The following is a 17,791-nucleotide window of genomic DNA, read 5'->3' on the forward strand; positions in this document are numbered from 1 at the left end:
CAGTAGTGCACTTTTCTGGAACAGATCAAGTTTTCGGCGTGGCGCGGTGACCCTGACCATGGGCCGACGGGGTGATCGGCGTGCCGATCGGCGTGCCGTTGATCATGATGGGGCCACTGGGCATCGCGGCCATTACCGGGCCCACCACCGGGGCCAGGACGCGCGCGGCCCGCGGCCACAGCGAGGCCTTGCGGTGGGCCGAGACGTCCTCGACCCAGCCGAACACGAGCACGGCGGCGAGGACCAGGGCCGTCTCGATGACCAGCATCCAGCCGATGTACGACGGGGTGGCCCACGGGACTCCGAAGTGCTCGAGGACCATCGCGGCCACCGTGATCAGCGGGTAGTGCCACAGGTAGATGGTGATGGCCCGGGCGTTGACCACCCGGATGCCCTCGGCCAGCGCCGGCACCTTGTCGAGGAAGGCCATCGACGGCTTCACCCGCAGCGCGATCAGAACGAACGCCAGCGACCAGAAGGTGCGGGCGATCGGCACCGAGTTCAGGTCGTAGCCGTACTCGGTCGGGTGCGTGAACAGGTAGTAGCCGCCGTAGGCGCCGAGCGCCGCGATGGCCGGCACCAGCACGGTCAGCGGCAGCCGGGCCAGGCGCCCGTCGCGGTGGGCGAAGCCGGCGATCCAGCACGCCGCGTACGTCACGAAGTCCCACATGACGCCGTCGATCTGGTCGGGCAGGCGGAAACCGGTGTGGACGAGCACACCCAGGGCGGCCAGCGGCGCCAGGACCACGGCCCACGACAGTCGCTTGTACAGCAGCCACAACAGGGGCGAGACCAGGACGAACAGGAGGTACGCCCGCAGGTACCAGAGAACTTCCCAGAACGGCTCACCCCAGCTGCTGCCGGGCGGGTCCTCGAGCGGGAAGACCCAGAAGATCAGCTGCAACTTGTGCAAGGGGTGATCCGGGTCGGTCACCTTCCAGCCGTGCCAGAGCATGACGGGCACGGCGATGGCCCCGAACACCCACAACGCGGGCAGCAGCCGGCGGATCCGCGACCAGACCGCCTGGCGCGCGGCCGCCTTGGCCAGCGAGGCCGCCATGAGCGAGCCCGCGATCGCGAACATCACACCCATGGCGGGCAGCACGAAGCTCAGCCACGCCCAGCCGAAGGCGTGGTAGACGATCACCCGCACGATGGCGACGGCGCGCAGCGTGTCGATGTACCGGTTGCGGGAACCCGCGGGGGCCGTGGTCGCTGTCATCTGAGGCCTTCCGCGGGTGATCACAAAGTCCTGGCCAGTTACGAGACCACGGCCGCGCCGGGGCCGGGCACCACCGGACGGGCCGCCTCACGCAGCCGTCCGGCCAGGACAAACGCGCAGGTCAGCTGGCCTTGACGCCCACCTTGGCGCAGGCCGCGTCGAAGCCCTCGCCCGCCTTGTCGATGGCTCCGCTGTCGAGCACCTTCTCGGGGTCGGCGCTCTTGGCCGCCTTGCCGAACTCGGCCGACAGCTCCTTGAGGTACTTGGTCACGGCGCTGTCGCCGGCACCGCCCGCGGCGATCTTGCCGAGGTCGGCCGCGAAGGTGGCAGTGGCCTTCTTCAGCGCGGCCGGGTCGTAGCTGCCCGAGGCGCCGGCGGCCGTGGCGAGCGACGTGCCGAAGGCCACCTTGGCCTTGTTCGCCTGCTCGCAGAGGGCCTTGTCCCCCGACGCGGGCGCGGCGGCCGCGGCGGACGAGGTGGCGGGCGCGGCCGGGGCGGCCGGCGAGGTGGCGGGCGCGGCCGACGAGGTGGCCGGGGCGGCCGCCGTGTCCGTCGTGCCGGACGAGTCGGAGTCAGAGCCGCAGGCGGTCAGCAGCGCGAGCGGAAGGGCGATCAAGGTCGACTGAATGAGAGTTAGACGCTTCACGATGGAGCACCCTAGTGCCCGGCCGCCTCGAGCTCATACACCCGTACCCCGTGGGTGCCGGACCGCTTCGCCTCGTACATGGCCAGGTCGGCCCGGTGCAGCAGCTCGCCGGCCTGCCGGCAGCCCTCGCCGGCGACCGCCACCCCCACGCTGGCGCGCGCCCGCAGCTGTACACCCTCGACCGTCACCGGCCGGTCGAGAGCGGCCAGGATCCGCGCCGCCACCTCCAGGGGACAGCCCGAGGTCAGCACCACCCCGAACTCGTCGCCGCCGAGCCGGCCCAGCAGGTCCTCGTCGCGGACACAGGACCGCAGCGCCGCCGCCACCGAGGTGAGCAGCGCGTCGCCGTACATGTGCCCATGGGTGTCGTTCACCGCCTTGAAACCGTCCAGGTCGACGAAGAGCACGGCCACGTCGCCGTCCAGCGGCGTCGCGGCGAGCCCGCGCAGGAAGGCGGCGCGGTTGTGCAGCCCGGTCAGCTGGTCGTAGGTGGCCTCGTAGGTGAGCCGTTCCTGCATCTCGACGCGCTCGGTCACGTCGCGCAGGTTGGCCACGATGCCCCGGACGGCCGGGTTGCCGGTCAGGTCGCGCAGCGACGACTCGACCCACCGCAACCCGCCGTCGGCGTGGCGCAGCCGGACCCGGACGGTCTGCGGCACGTCCGGCTCGGCCACGCAGCGCTCGAGCGCGGCCACCCACATCGCCACGTCGCCGGCCTCGAGCAGGGTCTGCCACCCCATTCGGGCGTACGTCTCGGCGTCGTACCCGGTGAGGTTGCGCACGGCCGGCGAGATGTAGCCGAGCTCGCCCGACGGGCCGACGACGCAGTAGACGTCGGAGGAGTCCTGGACGAGGGCCTGGTACAGCGCCTCGGTCCGCTCACGCTCCTCGGCCGTCGTGCCCAGAATCCGGATGAACAGCACAGTCAGCAGCGCGCCGAACGATCCGGTCACCTGGGCCTGGACCGGCGGGAGGTAGCAGAAGATCCAGCCCAGGGCGATGCCCGCCTGCCCGACGGCGATGCTGAGGAACGCGACGACCGCGACCGGCCGCCACAACCGGCCGCCGAACGCGCGGATGTGCATGCTGAAGACCATGCCGAAGGCCAGCGGCAGGACGGGTCCCCAGCCGATCGCGTAGACGACCCAGCCGGTGATCAGGATGTCCAGGTACGCGGCCAGGCGGCGGTCCCGCAGGCCCGGGAGCTGGGTGACGCCGAACAGCAGGACCGGCAGCACGGTCAGCCCCAGCGGCGCGACCCCGACCAGGCCGAACGGGTGCAGCACGACCACGGCAACCAGCGCCACGATCGCCTCCAGCCGCAGCCCCAGCCGCCTGCCCACTCTCACAGTCGTGTATTTCGGCCGGGCCGCGGGCGAGCTGAGAAGTCTGACCTTTGATAGACGTATTTAGATGTTTGGCCCATGTCGCGGTGGCGGAGCGTGCGGTCGGATGGCTTCATCAGCCGTTCCACAAAGGAGGTACCGTGCGCGCTCCATCCCGTGCGTCGGCGGGAACCACCGCCGGGCTGCTGGCGGCCGCGCTCGTCCTGGTCGCCGGATCCGGCAGCCAGGCCGCGCCCCCGAGCCCGGCCGCAGCGAAGGCACCCAGCGAGGACGGAAGCAGGGACTACCGCTCCGGCCACCTCGCACCCACATCCACCCAGCGAGCCAAGACAGCTGACGACCACGTCCGCTGGAACGACTTCGGCACCCCGGCCAGCCTGACCGCCGCCACCGAGCCGCTCGACGAGGGGCTCGCGGCCGACCCGGTGGCCGCCGCCCGCGCCTACGTCGCCGGCAACCGCGACGTCCTCGGCCTGACCGCCGCCGGCGCCGGCTCCCTCGAGCTGCTGACCTCCGCTCCGATCGGGGAGGGCGCGGCGGTCGTCTTCCGGCAGCGCTTCGGCGACCTGGTCGCCGGCCGCGACGGCCTGCTCTCGGTGGGCGTGCGCGACGGCAAGGTCTGGTACGTCAGCTCGTCGCTGGCCCGCGACGCGGCGGCGCCCGAACCGGCCACCCTCGGCGCCGACCAGGCCGCGGCCGCCGCCAAGGCCGAGGCCGGCCTGCCCGGTGCCACCATCCTGGCGAGCAAGCTGGTCGCCGTGCCCACCGCCGACCGCGGCGCCCGCGCCGCCTATCAGATCACCCTCGGCGACGACCTGCGCGGCGCCGACCCGGTCGCCTACACGACGTACGTCGACGCCCGCGACGGCAAGGTGCTGGTGCGCGACGACATCGTCGACGCCGACAGCGACCACCCCGAGTGGGAGGTCTTCCCGGCCAACCCGCCGACCAGCTACTCGTCGCGCGACACCCGCCGCACGTGGTGCTTCGCCCCCGGGCCCCGCTGCGACGAGGTGGTCGGCACCCCGGCCTCTCCGCTCGGCTGGGACGTCGACCCGGCCACCGGCGAGCCCACCTTCACCACCCGGGGCAACAACGCCATCGCGGTGGAGAACTGGAACTCCAGCGACCCGTTCACGGTCGGCACCGAGACGGCGACGCCCCGGCCAAACCGGAAGTACGACTACGCGTGGACCAACCAGTGGCAGCGCGAGCGGTGCGCGCCCTCGACGTTCGAGTCGCCCGAGAAGAACGACATCGACGCGGCCCGGGCCAACCTGTTCGCGATGCACAACCGCATGCACGACTGGACTTACCACCTGGGCTTCACCGAGGCCACCTGGAACATGCAGGACGACAACCCGCGCCCGGGCGGCCTGCCGGACGACTACGAGCAGGGCAACGCGCAGGCCGGCGGCATCAGCGGCGGCCCGCCCACCTTCGCCGCCCGCAACAACGCCAACCAGATCACCCCGCCCGACGGCGAGGCGCCGATCACCAACATGTACCTGTGGCAGCCGATCGCGGGCACGTTCTACGCCCCCTGCGTCGACGGTGACTACGACATGTCGGTCATCGCCCACGAGTACGGGCACGCCGTCACCAACCGCATGATCGCCGGCCCGGACGGCGGCCTCTCGTCGCCGCAGGGCATGAGCGAGAGCTGGTCCGACCAGCTGGCCATCGAGTACCTGTACGAGCACGGCTACCAGAAGACGTACACGGTCGGCGAGTACGTGACCAGCGACGCCAACGCCGGCATCCGTAACTACAACATGAGCCGCAACCCGCAGCTCACCTACGCCAGCGTCGACTACGACCTGGTCGGCCTCCAGGTGCACGCGTCCGGCGAGCTGTGGAGCGCCACCAACTTCGACATCCGCAAGGCCTTCATGCAGCGGTACGGGTCGGGCTCGCCCGCGTTGCAGAAGTCCTGCGCCAACGGCCGTACGCCGGTGACGTCCTGCCCGGGCAACCGGCGCTGGATCCAGCTGGTGTTCGACTCGTTCCTGCTGATGGCCAACAGCGCCAACAGCATGGTCGACGCCCGTGACGCCCTGCTCGGCGCCGACCTGGTGCGCTTCGGCGGCCGGAACCAGGACCTGCTGTGGAACGCCTTCGCCCGCCGCGGCCTCGGCCAGAACGCGCTGAGCAACGGCGCCACCGACGCCGACCCGCGGCCCGACTTCACCTCCCCGTACGCCAAGGAGGCGACAGTCACCTTCCGCCCGGTCGACGAGCGTGGCCGTCCGGTAACGGGCGCCAAGCTGTTCGCCGGTGACTACCAGGCGCGGGCGATGCCGATCGCCGACACCGACCCGGCCACCGCGCTGCCGGACACGGTCAGCATCGTGCCGGGTTCGTACCGGTTCGTCGCCCAGGCACCCGGTCACGGCCTGGCCCGGGTGGGCGAGTCCCCGTACCGCTGGGGACAGAAGCGCACGCTCACCGTGCGCATGCCGCTGAACCTCGCCTCGGGCGCCGCCGGCGCCACGGCCACCGGCGACGGCATCAACCTGGCCCGGCTCACCGACGACGACGAGGCCACCAACTGGGCCTCGCTCGGCGCGCCGGTCGCCGGCCGTCAGGTCACCGTCGACCTGGCCGGCGACCGGGCCCAGACGATACGCCGGGTGCAGGTGAGCGCCCTGCTGCGGCCGCAGATCACCACCGATCCGGACGGCGCGGTGCAGAACCGGTACAGCGCGCTGCGCCAGTTCCGGGTTCAGGCCTGCACCGCCTCGGCCACCGTCACCTGCGCGAACGCGGCCGAGTTCCGCACCGTGTTCACCAGCCGGCCGGACGCGTTCCCGTCCGGTTCGCCGCGGCCCCGGGCCCCGGAGCTGATCATCAAGTCGTTCGGCATCCGGCCCACCACGGCCACGCACCTGCGGCTCGAAGTGGTGACCAACCAGTGCACCGGCGCGCCCGACTACGCCGGTGAGCAGGACGCCGATCCCCGCGCGAACACCGACTGCGCCACGGCCAGCCCGCAGGCGCTGAACGTGCGCGTGGCCGAGTTCGAGGCGTTCACGAAATAAATGAGAGTCGCATCCCCGGACTACCGCTAGCAGGAATGCGCGGGATGTCCGGGGATGCCACTCTAGGGGGGTGACACTGCGTTGCCTGCTCGTCGATGACAACGAGCACTTCTTAGCCGCCGCGCGCGACCTCCTGGAGCGCGAGGGGCTGGTCGTCGCGGGCACGGCCTCGCACATCGCCGACGCCGTGGGCCGCGCCGGCGAACTCGGGCCGGACGTGGCCCTGGTCGACATCAACCTGGGCGGCGAGAGCGGCTTCGACCTCGCCCGGCGGCTCGCGCCGACCCCGGTGATCATGATCTCCACGCATTCCGGCGACGACTACGTCGACCTGATCGACGAGAGCCCGGCCATCGGCTTCCTGTCGAAGCTCGAGCTCTCCGCGGCCGGGGTCGAGGGGCTCCTAGCGCGCCTCTAGAAAGGCCAGGACGGCCAGCACCCGCCGGTGGTGGTCGTCCGTCTCCGGCAGTTGCAGCTTCGCCAGCACGCTGCGCACGTGTTTCTCGACGGTGCCCTCGGTGATGAACAGCCGCCGGGCGATGCCGGCGTTCGACTGGCCCTCGGCCATCTGGGCCAGCACCTCGCGCTCGCGGGTGCTCAGCACGGCCAGCGGGTCGTCGCGGCGCCGCGAGCTGACCAGTTCCTCGACCAGGCCGGGGTCGATGACCGAACCGCCGCCGGCGATGCGCTCGAGCGCGGCCAGGAACTCGGCCACGTCGGTGATGCGGCTCTTCAGCAGGTAGCCGATGCGGCGGCCGCTGGCCAGCAGCTCCATGGCCTGCTCGACGTCGGCGTAGGCGGACAGCACCAGGATGCCGGTGTCGGGCAGTTCCTCGCGGATCTGCTTGGCCGCCTTCAGCCCCTCGGTCGTGTTCGTCGGCGGCATCCGCACGTCGACCACCACCAGGCCGGGCTTGTGCTGACGGACCAGCGTCATCAGCTCGACCGCGTCGCCGGCCTGACCCAGCACCTCGAGGCCGGACCGGTCCAGCAGGCTCGCCAGACCCTCGCGCAGCAGGACGTCGTCCTCCGCCAGTACCACCCTCATCCCGCTCATGGGCGCATTATCTCCGGTGACTTACCGGCTAGCCGGTACCGGGGAGCCGGTAAGCACGAGTCGGGCTAACGGAGATGTGCGGAGCGGGCCTGATGACGAGGCTGTAGTCATGTGCGAACACCAGCCGAAGTGCCCCGCCGTCGACCAGCCCGGCGCCGAGACCGCGCAGGTCATCATGCATCACGCCGACCTCGGATGGGCCATGCTGTGCAACGGTGCCATCGTGCTCGACAGCGCCGTCCAGGCCGCCCCCGTGATTGCCATCACGAGCCGCAAGCGCCGGGCCGCCGCGCCGGTCACGACCCATCGGGTTGCCGCGTAGTCAACGGCACCCGGCAGGTCACGGTCGTGCCGCCGCCCGCGGGGCTGCGCACGTCGAACGTGCCGCCCAGAGCCTCGATGCGGTCCTTGAGCCCCAGCAGACCGGTGCCGCGCGTGGGATCCGCTCCCCCGGCGCCGTCGTCGCGGACCACCAGCCGCAGCACCTCGCCGTCGACGTCGACGGTCACCTCGACCACCGACGCGCCGGAGTGCTTGGCCGCGTTGGTCACCATCTCGGACACCACGTAGTAGGCGCCCACCTCGACCGCCGACGGCAGGCGGTCGTCCAGGCGTACGTCCACCTCCACCGGAAGCGGCGAACGGCGCGCGAGAGCCCGCAGCGCCGGCCGCAGGCCGGAGTCGGAGAGCACGGCCGGGTGGATGCCCCGGGACAGCTCCCGCAGCTCGTCGATCACGGTCATCAGGTCACCGGCGACATCGGTGACCTCGCGCCGGGTCTCCCCCTCGACGCCCATCCCGAGCCCCCGCAGCCGCAGGGCCAGCGCCACCAGCCGCTGCTGGGCCCCGTCATGCAGGTCGCGTTCGATGCGCCGCCGGGCCTCGTCGGCCGCGGCCACGATCCGGGCCCGCGAGCTCTGCAGGTCGGCCCGGCTCTGCGCGTCGGCCACCGCGGTCGCGACCAGGTCGGTGTACTCGGTCATCCGGTCCTCGGTGTCGGCCGGCAGCTCCTCCTCGCCCCGGCCGACCACGAACATGCCCCACAGCCGGCCGTTGACGTGGATCGGCACGCCGACCAGCGTGTCGTCGACCCGGGCGGCCCGGCCGGTCTCGCGGACCGTGGCGGCCAGCGCGTCGCCGTCCCACGGATCACCGGCCAGCAGCGTGACGGTACCGTCGAGCTCGTAGCGCACGAGCCGGGCGTGCCCGCCGCCGAAGTGCCGCAGCACCTCGCCGGTGACGGCGGTGAAGACCCGCTCGGGTGCCTCGCCCCGGGCGATGAGCAGGGCGAGCCGGCGCAGCGAGGCCTGCGTCTCGGCGAGCTCGCGCAGCCGCTGCTCGGCCTGCGTGTTGGCGATGGCGGTGGCCGCCAGCTCCATGAAGTCGCAGATGCGGGACTCGGTGCCGGGCGCGAAGTCGGGCTGGGTGGTGGCGGCGACGATCACGCCCCACTGCCGGCCGCCGACCGTGACCGGCGTGGCGATCGCGGCGCCCAGGCCGAGCCGGCCGATGATGTCCTTGAACGGCCCGGTGAGGAACGGCTCACCGGAGCGCTTGATGGGCTCGCCACTCTCGATGGCGGTGCGCATCAGCACCGAGGTGTCCAGGCTCAGCTCGAGCCGGCGATCCACCGGCATCTCGTCGCGGAGCAGCCCGTACGACGCCACGACGGTGACCGCGTCGTCGTCGTGCCGGGCCACGAACGTGCCCTCGGCGCCGATCAGGCCGGCCAGCTCGTCGGCGATCGCGGTGAACACCTCGGACGGCTTGGCCTGCGCGGCCACCAGCGTGGCGACCCGGCGCAGCGCGGCCTGCTCCCCGGCCAGGTCACCGCGGGCCCGCTCGCTCTCGACGGCGCGGCGGCTGGCCACGGTGGCGACCGTGGAGACGATCGTCGCGGTGCTGATGAACAGGGCCAGCACGATCAGCGAGGTGTCGTTGAGGTCGCGCAGCGGCGGCAGGAAGAACCAGTCGAACGCCTGCACGGCGGCCACGCCGACCGGCAGCGCGTACATGATCCCGACCGTGCGGGCCAGGACCAGGACGATCGCCAGCAGGACGACCCCGAGCAACGGCGCGTGCACGGTCGGCACATGGGCCCGCAGGTAGGTACCGATGATCGCCACGACGACGAACGAGCCCACCCCGGAGAGCAGGGAGAAGGTGACTTCGAGCGAGAGTGGTAGTCGGCGTCGCACCCGTAGAGGCTGCCAAAGCTTTCATCAGCGCACAATGGCGCGGATCATGACAGCCCGCGGCGGTGGGCGGGTCAGGACCGCTGCGCCGTTGCCATCCCCTTGAGCGCGTAGATCAGTTTGTCGAGGACCCCCGGAAACGGGGACGAGGTCACCTGCGGGAGATGATCGCGCACGGCGGCCAGGTGGGGGTAGTCGGCGGCGCTGAAGGAGGCGTACGTCTGGGCCAAAGCCTCTTTGTCGGTCTGCTCCTGGCTCGGGGCGAGCTCGGCCGCGTCCATCGCGGCCAGGGAGAGGACCGCGTCGATGAAGTCGGAGTAGTGGCGGACGGCCTCGGCGGCCGGGAAGCCGGCTTGCCGCAGCAGGCCGATGCCGAGGTCGTCGGCGCGCAGCTCGTTCGGGCCGGCGGTGAAGCGGACCGCCCGCAGCTGGGCCAGGCGGGGGTGGCGCAGCATCGAGTCGTGCACCCGCTCCCCCAGCTCGCGCAGCGACGCGGCCCAGTCGGGTCCGGGCTCGAACCCGGACAGCGTCTCCCCGATGAGCCGGTCGGCGATGGCGATGAGCAGCGCGTCGAGGTCGCGGAAATAGCGGTAGATCGCGCTCGGGTCGGCGCTCAGCTCGACGCCGAGGCGGCGCACGGTGAGCGCGTTGCCGCCCGGGGCCTCGATGAGCCGCAACGCCGCGTCGATGATCAGGTCCGGTTCGAGCACCACCCCGCTGCGGGTGGGGCGCCGCCGCACTCGGGCCGTTCCGGTTCGGGTGGTCGTCACCGCGTACCCACTCCTTATGTCAACGCATTGACTTAAGATTAGCCCGGCGGTTCCCTGGGTTCATGACCAGGCCGGCTTACGACCTCGACATCCGCACCGACCCGCGGCGCCTCCGCACGGCCCTGGCCGGCGCGGCCCGCACCCCGTACTGGCTCGAGGACCCGGGCCGGCCGGCCCCCGAGCCCGCGCTCGTCGGCGCCGTCGACACCGACCTGCTGATCGTCGGCGGCGGTTATTGCGGCCTCTGGACCGCCCTGCAAGCCAAGGAGCAGGACCCCACCCGCGACGTCGTCCTGGTCGAGGCGGCCGAGATCGGCTGGGCCGCGAGCGGCCGCAACGGCGGTTTCGTCGAGGCCAGCCTCACCCACGGCCCGGCCAACGGCCGGCGCTACTTCGCCGACGACCTGGACGTGCTGGACACCCTCGCGGCGGAGAACTTCAGCGGCTTCCGCGACTCCCTGACCAGGCACGGCATCGACGCCGAGTACGAACAGGAGGGCGCCCTGTCGGTCGCCACCGAGCCCCACCAGGTGGACGAGCTGCGCGCGCAGCCGGGCTTCCTCGGCGCCGACGAGCTGCCGGTGCGCTCCCCGCTCTACCGCGCCGGCGTCTTCCACAAGTCGGGCAACGCGCTCGTGCACCCGGCCAAACTGGCCTGGGGTCTGAAGGCCGCGGTCAAAGCATTAGGTGTACGGGTCTTCGAGCACACGCCGGTCAAACGCCTGACCGAGCGGCGCGGCACCGTCCAGGCCGCCACCGGCATGGGCACGGTCCGCTGCCGCCAGGCCGTGCTGGCCACCAACGGCTTCCCGTCCCTGCTGCGGCGCAACCGCCTGCTGACCCTGCCCGTCTACGACTACGTCCTGATGACGGAACCGCTCACCGCCGCCCAGCTCGACGAGATCGGCTGGCACGGCCGCTTCGGCATCTCCGACACGTCGAGGCAGTTCCACTACTACCGCAAGACCGCCGACAATCGCATCCTGTGGGGCGGCTACGACGCCGTCTACCACCGGGGCCGCGGCATCCGCCCCGAATTCGACCAGCGCCCGGAAACCTTCAACCGCTTAGCAGACCATTTCCTGCGTACGTTCCCCCAGCTCCACGACATCAGATTCACCCACACCTGGGGCGGCATGATCGACATGTCCACCCAGCTGGCCGCCTTCCAGGGCGTGGCGATGAACGGCAAGGTCGCCTACGCCGGCGGCTTCACCGGCCTGGGCGTGGCCGCGACCCGCTTCGCCGCCACGGTCATGCTCGACCTGCTCGCGGGCGCCGACACCCCGCGTACCCACCTGAAGATGGCCACCAAGCGCCCGATGCCCATCCCACCCGAGCCCCTGACGTACCCGGCCGTCCAGGTGATCCGCCGAGCCATATCCGCCTCGGACCGCAACGCCGGGCGCGACGGCCTGATCCTGAAGACCGCCAGCCTGATGGGCTTCTCCTTCGACTCGTAGGCGAGCCGGCTATCGGCGGGTGATGTCCTCGGCCGCGCGCAGCAGGGTTGATCATCCCGTCGACCTCGAGGGGATCGCACGGATACGTCTTCGCCACCGAACCGGCAGCCGCCCGCGGATGGAGATAGATGTAGGCGGCATTCGCGACTTCGTCATACGTGCCTCGCACGGCCTCCATGATCGGCCGTTCGCCCAAGGCTGCCAACAGGCCGGCTATCGGTACGCTTCCGCCGTACTCGACGGCGAAAGCCAGGTCCTCGACCTCGGCCGCAGCCGGCGCCTGACCACCGGACCACTGCGCCGCGCCCTGCACCTGCGCGACCGAGGCTGCACCTTCCCCTCCTGCGACCGACCACCACGATGGACCGACGCCCACCACGTCATCGGCTGGAAAGACGGCGGCCCGACCTGCCTGATCAACCCCAAGTCTCACTAATTAAGAAGATCGTAAATTTGGTATCGTGTTGGCGGCTCAGCCGCCGCTGACACATCAAAGGATCGACCACAAAAGTGATCTCTTCGTCTGGAAACATCCGGCTCTAGCCGATGAGCGGATGTTCGATCAAGACTTACGGAAGCCATTGTGGTGCTGAGGCATAAGTGGCAACGGCAGTGTTTAACGGTCGGCACCTCCGTTACGACCGGCCCGACATGCCCATAGTTGTCGCAGTTCGCAATCTGAGCTTGTTGTGGATATCGTCCGGCTGAGTCTCGCAGGCAAGAACATAGGCATTCTCGAAAAACGGGAGGAATGGAGCGCCCCGAATATCTCGTTCTGCCTCGATGTAAGGCGCAAGGACTTCCCACGCCTGCCTGATTCGATAATTACCGATGCTCAATATGATCCGTCGGTCCACGAACCCGAACGCAAGCATGATGCCGAGATTTTCGTATAGAAAACCCACGTTCCACGCCTTGACGTTGGCGGGCTCGGGAAGTCCGTCGATACCCAAATCGGGCTCGTGTTCGTCGCGAAGACGGGCAAAAACGTAACGCTGGTCATCCTGGAATGCTCGATCGCCGAATTGGGCGATCAGGACATTGGAGGTGGCCTGAAGGTTACTCGTTCCCCGCGCTATTGCCAGCTGCCGAAACGCCGCCCAACCCGAAACGATGATCGCTAGCACTGATAGCGCCAAGCCGATGATGCTGATCATTTTTACTGCCTTGACTCGAGCACGTCGCCAAGGGTGGCGGCCGGCCGAATCTTGAGCGAATACACGTAGGGTCGGCAGACGAGCCATTGCCAGCAGCCCAGAGTTGGCCTGCGGACGCCAATGCGAGGGAGCGGATCCATGCTCGCAGTGTGCATGCCCCTGTCAATCGTCTTCCGATGCTGTGATCCCGGACTGCACGGATAGATCAACAATTCCTTCCGGACGGCGGGGTATCGCTCAGTTGTCGTGGAACAAACCATTAGTGAATCAGTGGTCAGGACATTCGAAAGCGCGGAGGCGTGAGGCCGAACCGATGGGTGGGTCCGCCACCACAGCCCGCCGCCTGGCCCGCGCCTCCCGCCGCGCTGCACCCGGAGCCTGAGACTTGCGACGGTGGCGGCGACTTCCGCGACTGCGATCGTCCGCTCCGCTCAACAGACGACCGCCACGTCACCTCCTGGGCCTGGCCACCTGACCAATCTGGTTCTGTTGTGCCGCCACCACCACCGGCTGCTGCACCACCCGACCGCGGGGTGGCAGATCCGCATGGGACCCGACGGCCACCCCGGCTTCATCCCACCAGCCACCATCGACCCCGACCGAAAGCCACTGCGCAACCTTTCCACCAGCTCGGATGAGACCCACTCACAACCGCCGTCTCCGTAGGCCGCCGGTCGAGCATTCCGAGCCTGCGCGTCCTGAAGGACGGTGACCGGGTCGAACAGTGGCGGCCCCGTGGATGCCCCACGGGCGGCGCGATCCTGGCCTGGTTTGACCGTGGCTGGGGGCGGAGACCCGGTGTAAGCCTGCCCGCGACTTCGTGGTCGACTGATCACGAGGTGTACGAGGAGGGAGTGGGGTCGTGAAGTCGGGTGCTGAACGTGACGCGCAGGTGGAGGCCGGGGTTCGGGAGCACCTTCAGCCGGGCGAGGCTTTCCGGGCCGCCGCCTGGGTCAGCCGGTCGGACGGGCAGGCGGGGGCCGGTATGAGCCGGGCCGAGATGTCGCCGTGGCGGTTTCGGCGGCCCACCTCGCAGCGGCCGGGCGCCCGCCGCGGGGTCAACGGCGCGCCGCGCAGCCTGGCGGCCGGGCTGGACGAGCACATCCGTACGGTCGCCGACCCCCGGGTCCTGGCCCTGACCGACCAGCGCCTGATCGTCCTGTCCCAGCGCTCGGGCCTGTTCCGCCGGGCTTCCGGCCCGCTGAGCCCGCGCTGGGAGTGCCCCCGGGCGAAGCTCGTCTCGGCCGGCGAGAAGGACGGCCGGCTGCGCCTGGACTTCACCGACGGGTCCGCCGTCGTCCTGCTCACTCCGACCGCCCAGGTCCAGCCTTTCCTGACCGCCGCCGAGAACGCCTGATCCAGGTCACGGGAAGTCGGCGCGACGACCATCGACCGCACCTTCTGACCTTTGCTAAGGCCAGGTCTCAAACTTTATACCTTTGAGCGACGCCATCTTTTCGTCGAGTACGCCCGGGAAAAGGTGCACCGTCAGGTCTCGGCCCTGCAATGGGGTGAGATCGAGGCCTGGAGTTGGCTCGAGGATGGCCAGCTCACGCAAGCTGGGCAGCTCGGCCAGCGGCTTCACATCGATCGGGTGCGTATTTCGCTCGTCGAATCCGTAATGGCCGATATAGATGGTATCAAGATTTCGCAAGGTGATCAGTGGGCGGAGATCGCCGATAGGCGTGTACCGAATGTCAAGTTTTTGAAGCTGTGTCATCCGGCCGATCGCGGTGAGGTCCTCCACCCACGAACACCCCCAGAAGGCCAATTCTGTGAGTCTGGGCAGCGATTGAACCAAGGCCCCGATGCCACCCTCAGGCTCGCTCACGCGGGAAAGTACCAGGTGTTCCAGCCGGGGAAGCGCAGCGATGACGGGCAGGTCAGGAGCTGCTTCGCCCTCGATGAACAAGAACCTCAACGCCTGACAGTCGTCCAGGAAATCCAAGTCGCCAACGGGTGCACCGAGTAGCCAGAGGTTCATGAGGCCTTTCAGCCGTGCGATCGGGCTCAGGTCCTGATCGTTCGACAGGTCTCGCAGCCAGAGCGCGGTCAAGCTGGTGAGGGATTCCAGTACGGACAGGTCCGCTCGGCGATTGCCGAAACCCAGGTCCAGGCTGATCAGTGACCGGTGTTCGGCCAGCTGCGCGAGATCTCCTCGGAGTCCCTCCCACAGCTGGAGGTTGTGCAAGTGAGGCACACCAGCAAGCTGCGAGATCTCGAGCGTCTCGTCGAGTCTGATCGACGAGCTGGTCAGGTTTCGCAGCTTGGACAATGGGGCCAGGACCCGGGCGCTCCGCACGTCGACGTGCCCATTGTCGAGGGGGGCATGGGCCAGAACGCGGACGGCGTACTCGTCAGGGTCGAAATACTCCCAGGCTGCGACCAGCTCACGCTGCACCGCGGTCCGCGGGTCGGTCGAGAAGGCCGTCAGCAACTCCAGTGCTTTCGGCCCGCCGATGAGCGCGGCGCAACGAACAACCGCCGCGGCCTGGGCATCCGTCAACTCACCGGTTCCCGGTGTGAGCTCGTCGAGCAGCGGCTCGCCGATGCCGGCGAGAGAGCTGGTCTCGGCCAGCGAACGCGGCGGGAGCAGCCTTCGGAGTTCCCCGCGAACCCTCTCAAGCAGCTCCGGCGGCTCGACGACTGTCGCCGTTTCGAGGCAGGCTGCCGCAAGAATCCGCAGCTTTCGTCCGCGTCGCGAATCCGTGGCGGCGCGATCCATCAGGCCCTCAAGCAGCTCTTGCCGCACCAGGGCGTTGGAGTGTCCCGCCGCCAGCACGATCGTCTCCCGCCACGAGTCGAGATGACCGTGACTGACCAGAAGGCCGGCGTGACCTTGCTCCGCCGCCTCCCGCGCTGCCAGATACTCCTGAAAGCTTCGGTGGATCAGGTCGACGCGTCCCGGTACCGGCTCTCTCAGAATGCCGCTACGTTGCAGGAGATGGTCCAGCACCTGCTCGCCCGAGGCCTTGATCTGCCGCATTCCGGCCAGGCGCTGCTCGAGCTGTTGGAGAACCTGGCTCCGGGTGGCCTCGGCGCGGCCGTTCAAGACCATCCACCATGCCACTTGCTGGAGCAACTGGATCAGGTCGCGGCTGGTCAAGTCGGTAAGACCGACGCGGACACCGCGCTGAACGTCGCGTCGCTGAAGCAACATGTCGACGGCGGCCTGATAGATGTCCATCCGGTTGCGGGGCAGATGGCTGTTGCGGTCGAGATTGAGCGCGCAGAGCAGGGCGCACAACAACGGGTTGGCCGCCAGAGCTTGCAGGTGGGCGTTGCCGTCCAACTGAGCGAGGAGTCGTTGCTCGAAAAGTGGCACATCGTCAGACGGGCATGGAAGATCGGCGCTCCGCTGCGCGGCGAGGTGCCAATGCCGGATAAGCGCCCGGATATCGGCCCCGTCCATGCGGTCGAGATTGGCGGCGACGAAGCCCTCGGGCCGCAGCCATCGCTCGGCGGCGGCTCCGGGCCGAGAGGTGACGACGACCTGCAAGGTGGGGTACGCCGTCAGTAGGCCGCGCAGCCATTCGCGTACCCGCCGACGCTGGGCTTCGGACACTTCGTCGACGCCGTCGACACAGACGATCGCCCCCTCAGCCAGCTGACGGTGCACCCAGCTGGCCGGCATCAGGCCGACGAGGGCGTCGGCGACACCGTCCAAGAATTGCTCGGGACGCGGCAGGGGGCCATCGGCATAGTGGCGCAGGCGGATCAGGAACGGAACGTTGCCGTTCCAGGATTTCAGCTCGGCCGCAAAGGCGCTGCGGGCGGCGTTGACCGCGATCCACTGGAGCAGAGTGGTCTTGCCGGAGCCGGCCTCCCCGCGCACGAGCATCCGGCGGGCAAGGCTCAGCGCCTGTTCGACCCGAACAGCATCGCTCTCATCGGAATACTGGTCGCCGTGCGACGGACCGGGGATCCATCGCTGCTGACTACGGGACAGGCGAGCCGCGTCACCGCTGACAGTCAGACTGATGTAGGCGACCGTGAGCTGCGTCTCCAGACGATAACGATGAATGTCGACGCCATATATTTCGAGGTTGCTCAACGCGGCTACCAGGTGGTTCAGGTAGCGCACCCGGAATTGCGAGTCGAGATCGGTTCCGGCCGGCGCGTCGAGAGTGGGTGACGGCAGCCGGTCCAGCGCCTGTGTCAGCATCTCCGAGACCGTCGCGAGGCGCTGCAAGATTTCCACACTGGCGCGGGCCGGAAAGGGCCGCAGCTGAAGGATCAGCTGAGTCACACAGACGCAGCTCTCGTCAAGGACGACGGCGTAGAGCCGAGTTGCCAGCTCGCTGAGGCCGGCTCGGCCGGGGACCGCATGGAGTTCCCGGCGCAGCCTGGCCGCCAGCGCGCTCGGGTCCACATTGTCATCGAAGACGGCCCGATCAGAGAAATCAGCACGAGCGAACGTGTCGGTCACGGCTTCGAGGGCGGCTACGGTTTCGGCGTCGTCGAGCGCCGCGAATCTTCCCTCCACCAGCGGCCGTAGGCGCTCGTACACCGTGTCGACGATCTCGGCCGTGCGTCGATCGGCCCGGCGGCGCCCTAGATCATCGGTAATTCCGGTGTTGATCAAATCGCTGAGGTCGCTCGCGCGTTCCCTCTTGTCACGAGCACGGCTCATCCACCCTCTGAGGACCGGTGTCACGATCGACCCGGCCGTCTTGAGAAGTGCGGCCTCGCCCACCACCATGGAACGACCCTAAGCGGAGTCGTCGCTGACGTATACACCAGCTGGATCGAGACACGCCGTGGCCGCGCGAAGACCCGGAGCGGTGGATCAGCGCCGGGCGGAAGCCGGCTTGGAGTCGTTCGCGGTCCACGTCGCCGAGCACGCGCCAGTCTCAGCACGTCAGTCGCCGAGGGCACCGTCCGGTGGCCGCGC

The 17,791-nt window shown here is 69.4% G+C and carries 13 protein-coding genes and 1 pseudogene; 6 read left to right on the plus strand and 8 right to left on the minus strand.

Going from position 1 to position 17,791, the window contains the following annotated elements; translation table 11 throughout:
• Nucleotides 1-25: 25 nt before the first annotated feature.
• From ACGFJ7_RS30405 to ACGFJ7_RS30415, 3 genes are all read right to left on the minus strand, one after another.
• Nucleotides 26-1,222 (minus strand): acyltransferase, encoded by a 1,197-nt coding sequence (locus ACGFJ7_RS30405; RefSeq protein ID WP_392645114.1) that lies wholly within the window; start codon nucleotides 1,220-1,222, stop codon nucleotides 26-28.
• Between the two features lie 121 nt (nucleotides 1,223-1,343).
• Nucleotides 1,344-1,868, minus strand: coding sequence for a hypothetical protein (locus ACGFJ7_RS30410; protein WP_360259232.1), 525 nt, complete (start codon nucleotides 1,866-1,868; stop codon nucleotides 1,344-1,346).
• A gap of 11 nt (nucleotides 1,869-1,879) precedes the next feature.
• Nucleotides 1,880-3,211: a diguanylate cyclase domain-containing protein gene (locus tag ACGFJ7_RS30415; protein ID WP_392645116.1), complete on the minus strand. Its 1,332-nt coding sequence runs from the start codon at nucleotides 3,209-3,211 to the stop codon at nucleotides 1,880-1,882.
• A gap of 143 nt (nucleotides 3,212-3,354) precedes the next feature.
• Here ACGFJ7_RS30415 and ACGFJ7_RS30420 point away from each other — a divergent pair, with 143 nt between their 5' ends.
• Together ACGFJ7_RS30420 and ACGFJ7_RS30425 are read left to right on the plus strand one after the other, a co-directional pair.
• Complete coding sequence (locus tag ACGFJ7_RS30420; RefSeq protein WP_392645118.1) at nucleotides 3,355-6,255, plus strand: M36 family metallopeptidase; 2,901 nt, start codon at nucleotides 3,355-3,357, stop codon at nucleotides 6,253-6,255.
• 70 nt (nucleotides 6,256-6,325) lie between these two features.
• A complete protein-coding gene (locus ACGFJ7_RS30425; RefSeq protein ID WP_360259239.1) occupies nucleotides 6,326-6,673 on the plus strand; it encodes a response regulator in 348 nt (115 codons plus the stop codon).
• Here ACGFJ7_RS30425 and ACGFJ7_RS30430 read toward each other — a convergent pair.
• Nucleotides 6,659-7,303, minus strand: coding sequence for a response regulator transcription factor (locus ACGFJ7_RS30430; RefSeq protein ID WP_360259255.1), 645 nt, complete (start codon nucleotides 7,301-7,303; stop codon nucleotides 6,659-6,661). The two genes, ACGFJ7_RS30425 and ACGFJ7_RS30430, sit on opposite strands and share 15 nt — an antisense overlap.
• A gap of 118 nt (nucleotides 7,304-7,421) precedes the next feature.
• Here ACGFJ7_RS30430 and ACGFJ7_RS30435 point away from each other — a divergent pair, with 118 nt between their 5' ends.
• On the plus strand, nucleotides 7,422-7,634 hold the full coding sequence (locus tag ACGFJ7_RS30435) for a DUF5999 family protein (protein WP_360259242.1): 213 nt from the start codon (nucleotides 7,422-7,424) through the stop codon (nucleotides 7,632-7,634).
• Here the strand turns inward: ACGFJ7_RS30435 and ACGFJ7_RS30440 are convergent.
• Both ACGFJ7_RS30440 and ACGFJ7_RS30445 read right to left on the minus strand, forming a co-directional pair.
• Nucleotides 7,609-9,510, minus strand: a complete 1,902-nt coding sequence (locus ACGFJ7_RS30440) for a GAF domain-containing protein (RefSeq protein ID WP_360259244.1) — start codon at nucleotides 9,508-9,510, stop codon at nucleotides 7,609-7,611. The genes ACGFJ7_RS30435 and ACGFJ7_RS30440 overlap by 26 nt on opposite strands.
• A gap of 71 nt (nucleotides 9,511-9,581) precedes the next feature.
• Entirely contained in the window at nucleotides 9,582-10,277 is a 696-nt protein-coding gene (locus ACGFJ7_RS30445) for a TetR/AcrR family transcriptional regulator (protein ID WP_392645121.1), read from the minus strand.
• 62 nt (nucleotides 10,278-10,339) lie between these two features.
• Here ACGFJ7_RS30445 and ACGFJ7_RS30450 point away from each other — a divergent pair, with 62 nt between their 5' ends.
• Nucleotides 10,340-11,740 carry an NAD(P)/FAD-dependent oxidoreductase gene (locus ACGFJ7_RS30450; protein WP_392645123.1) on the plus strand — a complete coding sequence of 467 codons (1,401 nt, stop codon included), beginning with the start codon at nucleotides 10,340-10,342 and terminating at the stop codon, nucleotides 11,738-11,740.
• A gap of 229 nt (nucleotides 11,741-11,969) precedes the next feature.
• Nucleotides 11,970-12,161 (plus strand): annotated as a pseudogene (locus ACGFJ7_RS30455) (HNH endonuclease signature motif containing protein); the annotation flags it as partial.
• A gap of 214 nt (nucleotides 12,162-12,375) precedes the next feature.
• Here the strand turns inward: ACGFJ7_RS30455 and ACGFJ7_RS30460 are convergent.
• Nucleotides 12,376-12,897: a hypothetical protein gene (locus ACGFJ7_RS30460; RefSeq protein WP_360261755.1), complete on the minus strand. Its 522-nt coding sequence runs from the start codon at nucleotides 12,895-12,897 to the stop codon at nucleotides 12,376-12,378.
• Nucleotides 12,898-13,759: 862 nt separating this feature from the next.
• Here ACGFJ7_RS30460 and ACGFJ7_RS30465 point away from each other — a divergent pair.
• Complete coding sequence (locus ACGFJ7_RS30465; protein ID WP_360261753.1) at nucleotides 13,760-14,254, plus strand: hypothetical protein; 495 nt, start codon at nucleotides 13,760-13,762, stop codon at nucleotides 14,252-14,254.
• A 54-nt stretch (nucleotides 14,255-14,308) separates the two neighbouring features.
• Here the strand turns inward: ACGFJ7_RS30465 and ACGFJ7_RS30470 are convergent, their stop codons facing one another.
• Complete coding sequence (locus tag ACGFJ7_RS30470) at nucleotides 14,309-17,599, minus strand: NACHT domain-containing protein (protein WP_392645125.1); 3,291 nt, start codon at nucleotides 17,597-17,599, stop codon at nucleotides 14,309-14,311.
• Between the last annotated feature and the right edge of the window lie 192 nt (nucleotides 17,600-17,791).

The sequence above is a fragment of the Actinoplanes sp. NPDC048988 genome, assembly GCF_043197815.1.
Lineage (GTDB): Bacteria > Actinomycetota > Actinomycetes > Mycobacteriales > Micromonosporaceae > Actinoplanes.

Bases quoted from the DNA above. Each gene is read 5' to 3' on its own strand.
- ACGFJ7_RS30435 (WP_360259242.1), top strand. From the start codon at position 7,422: ATGTGCGAACACCAGCCGAAGTGCCCCGCCGTCGACCAGCCCGGCGCC.
- ACGFJ7_RS30450 (WP_392645123.1), top strand. From the start codon at position 10,340: ATGACCAGGCCGGCTTACGACCTCGACATCCGCACCGACCCGCGGCGC.
- ACGFJ7_RS30470 (WP_392645125.1), bottom strand. From the start codon at position 17,599: ATGGTGGTGGGCGAGGCCGCACTTCTCAAGACGGCCGGGTCGATCGTG.
- ACGFJ7_RS30430 (WP_360259255.1), bottom strand. From the start codon at position 7,303: ATGAGGGTGGTACTGGCGGAGGACGACGTCCTGCTGCGCGAGGGTCTG.
- ACGFJ7_RS30405 (WP_392645114.1), bottom strand. From the start codon at position 1,222: ATGACAGCGACCACGGCCCCCGCGGGTTCCCGCAACCGGTACATCGAC.
- ACGFJ7_RS30460 (WP_360261755.1), bottom strand. From the start codon at position 12,897: ATGATCAGCATCATCGGCTTGGCGCTATCAGTGCTAGCGATCATCGTT.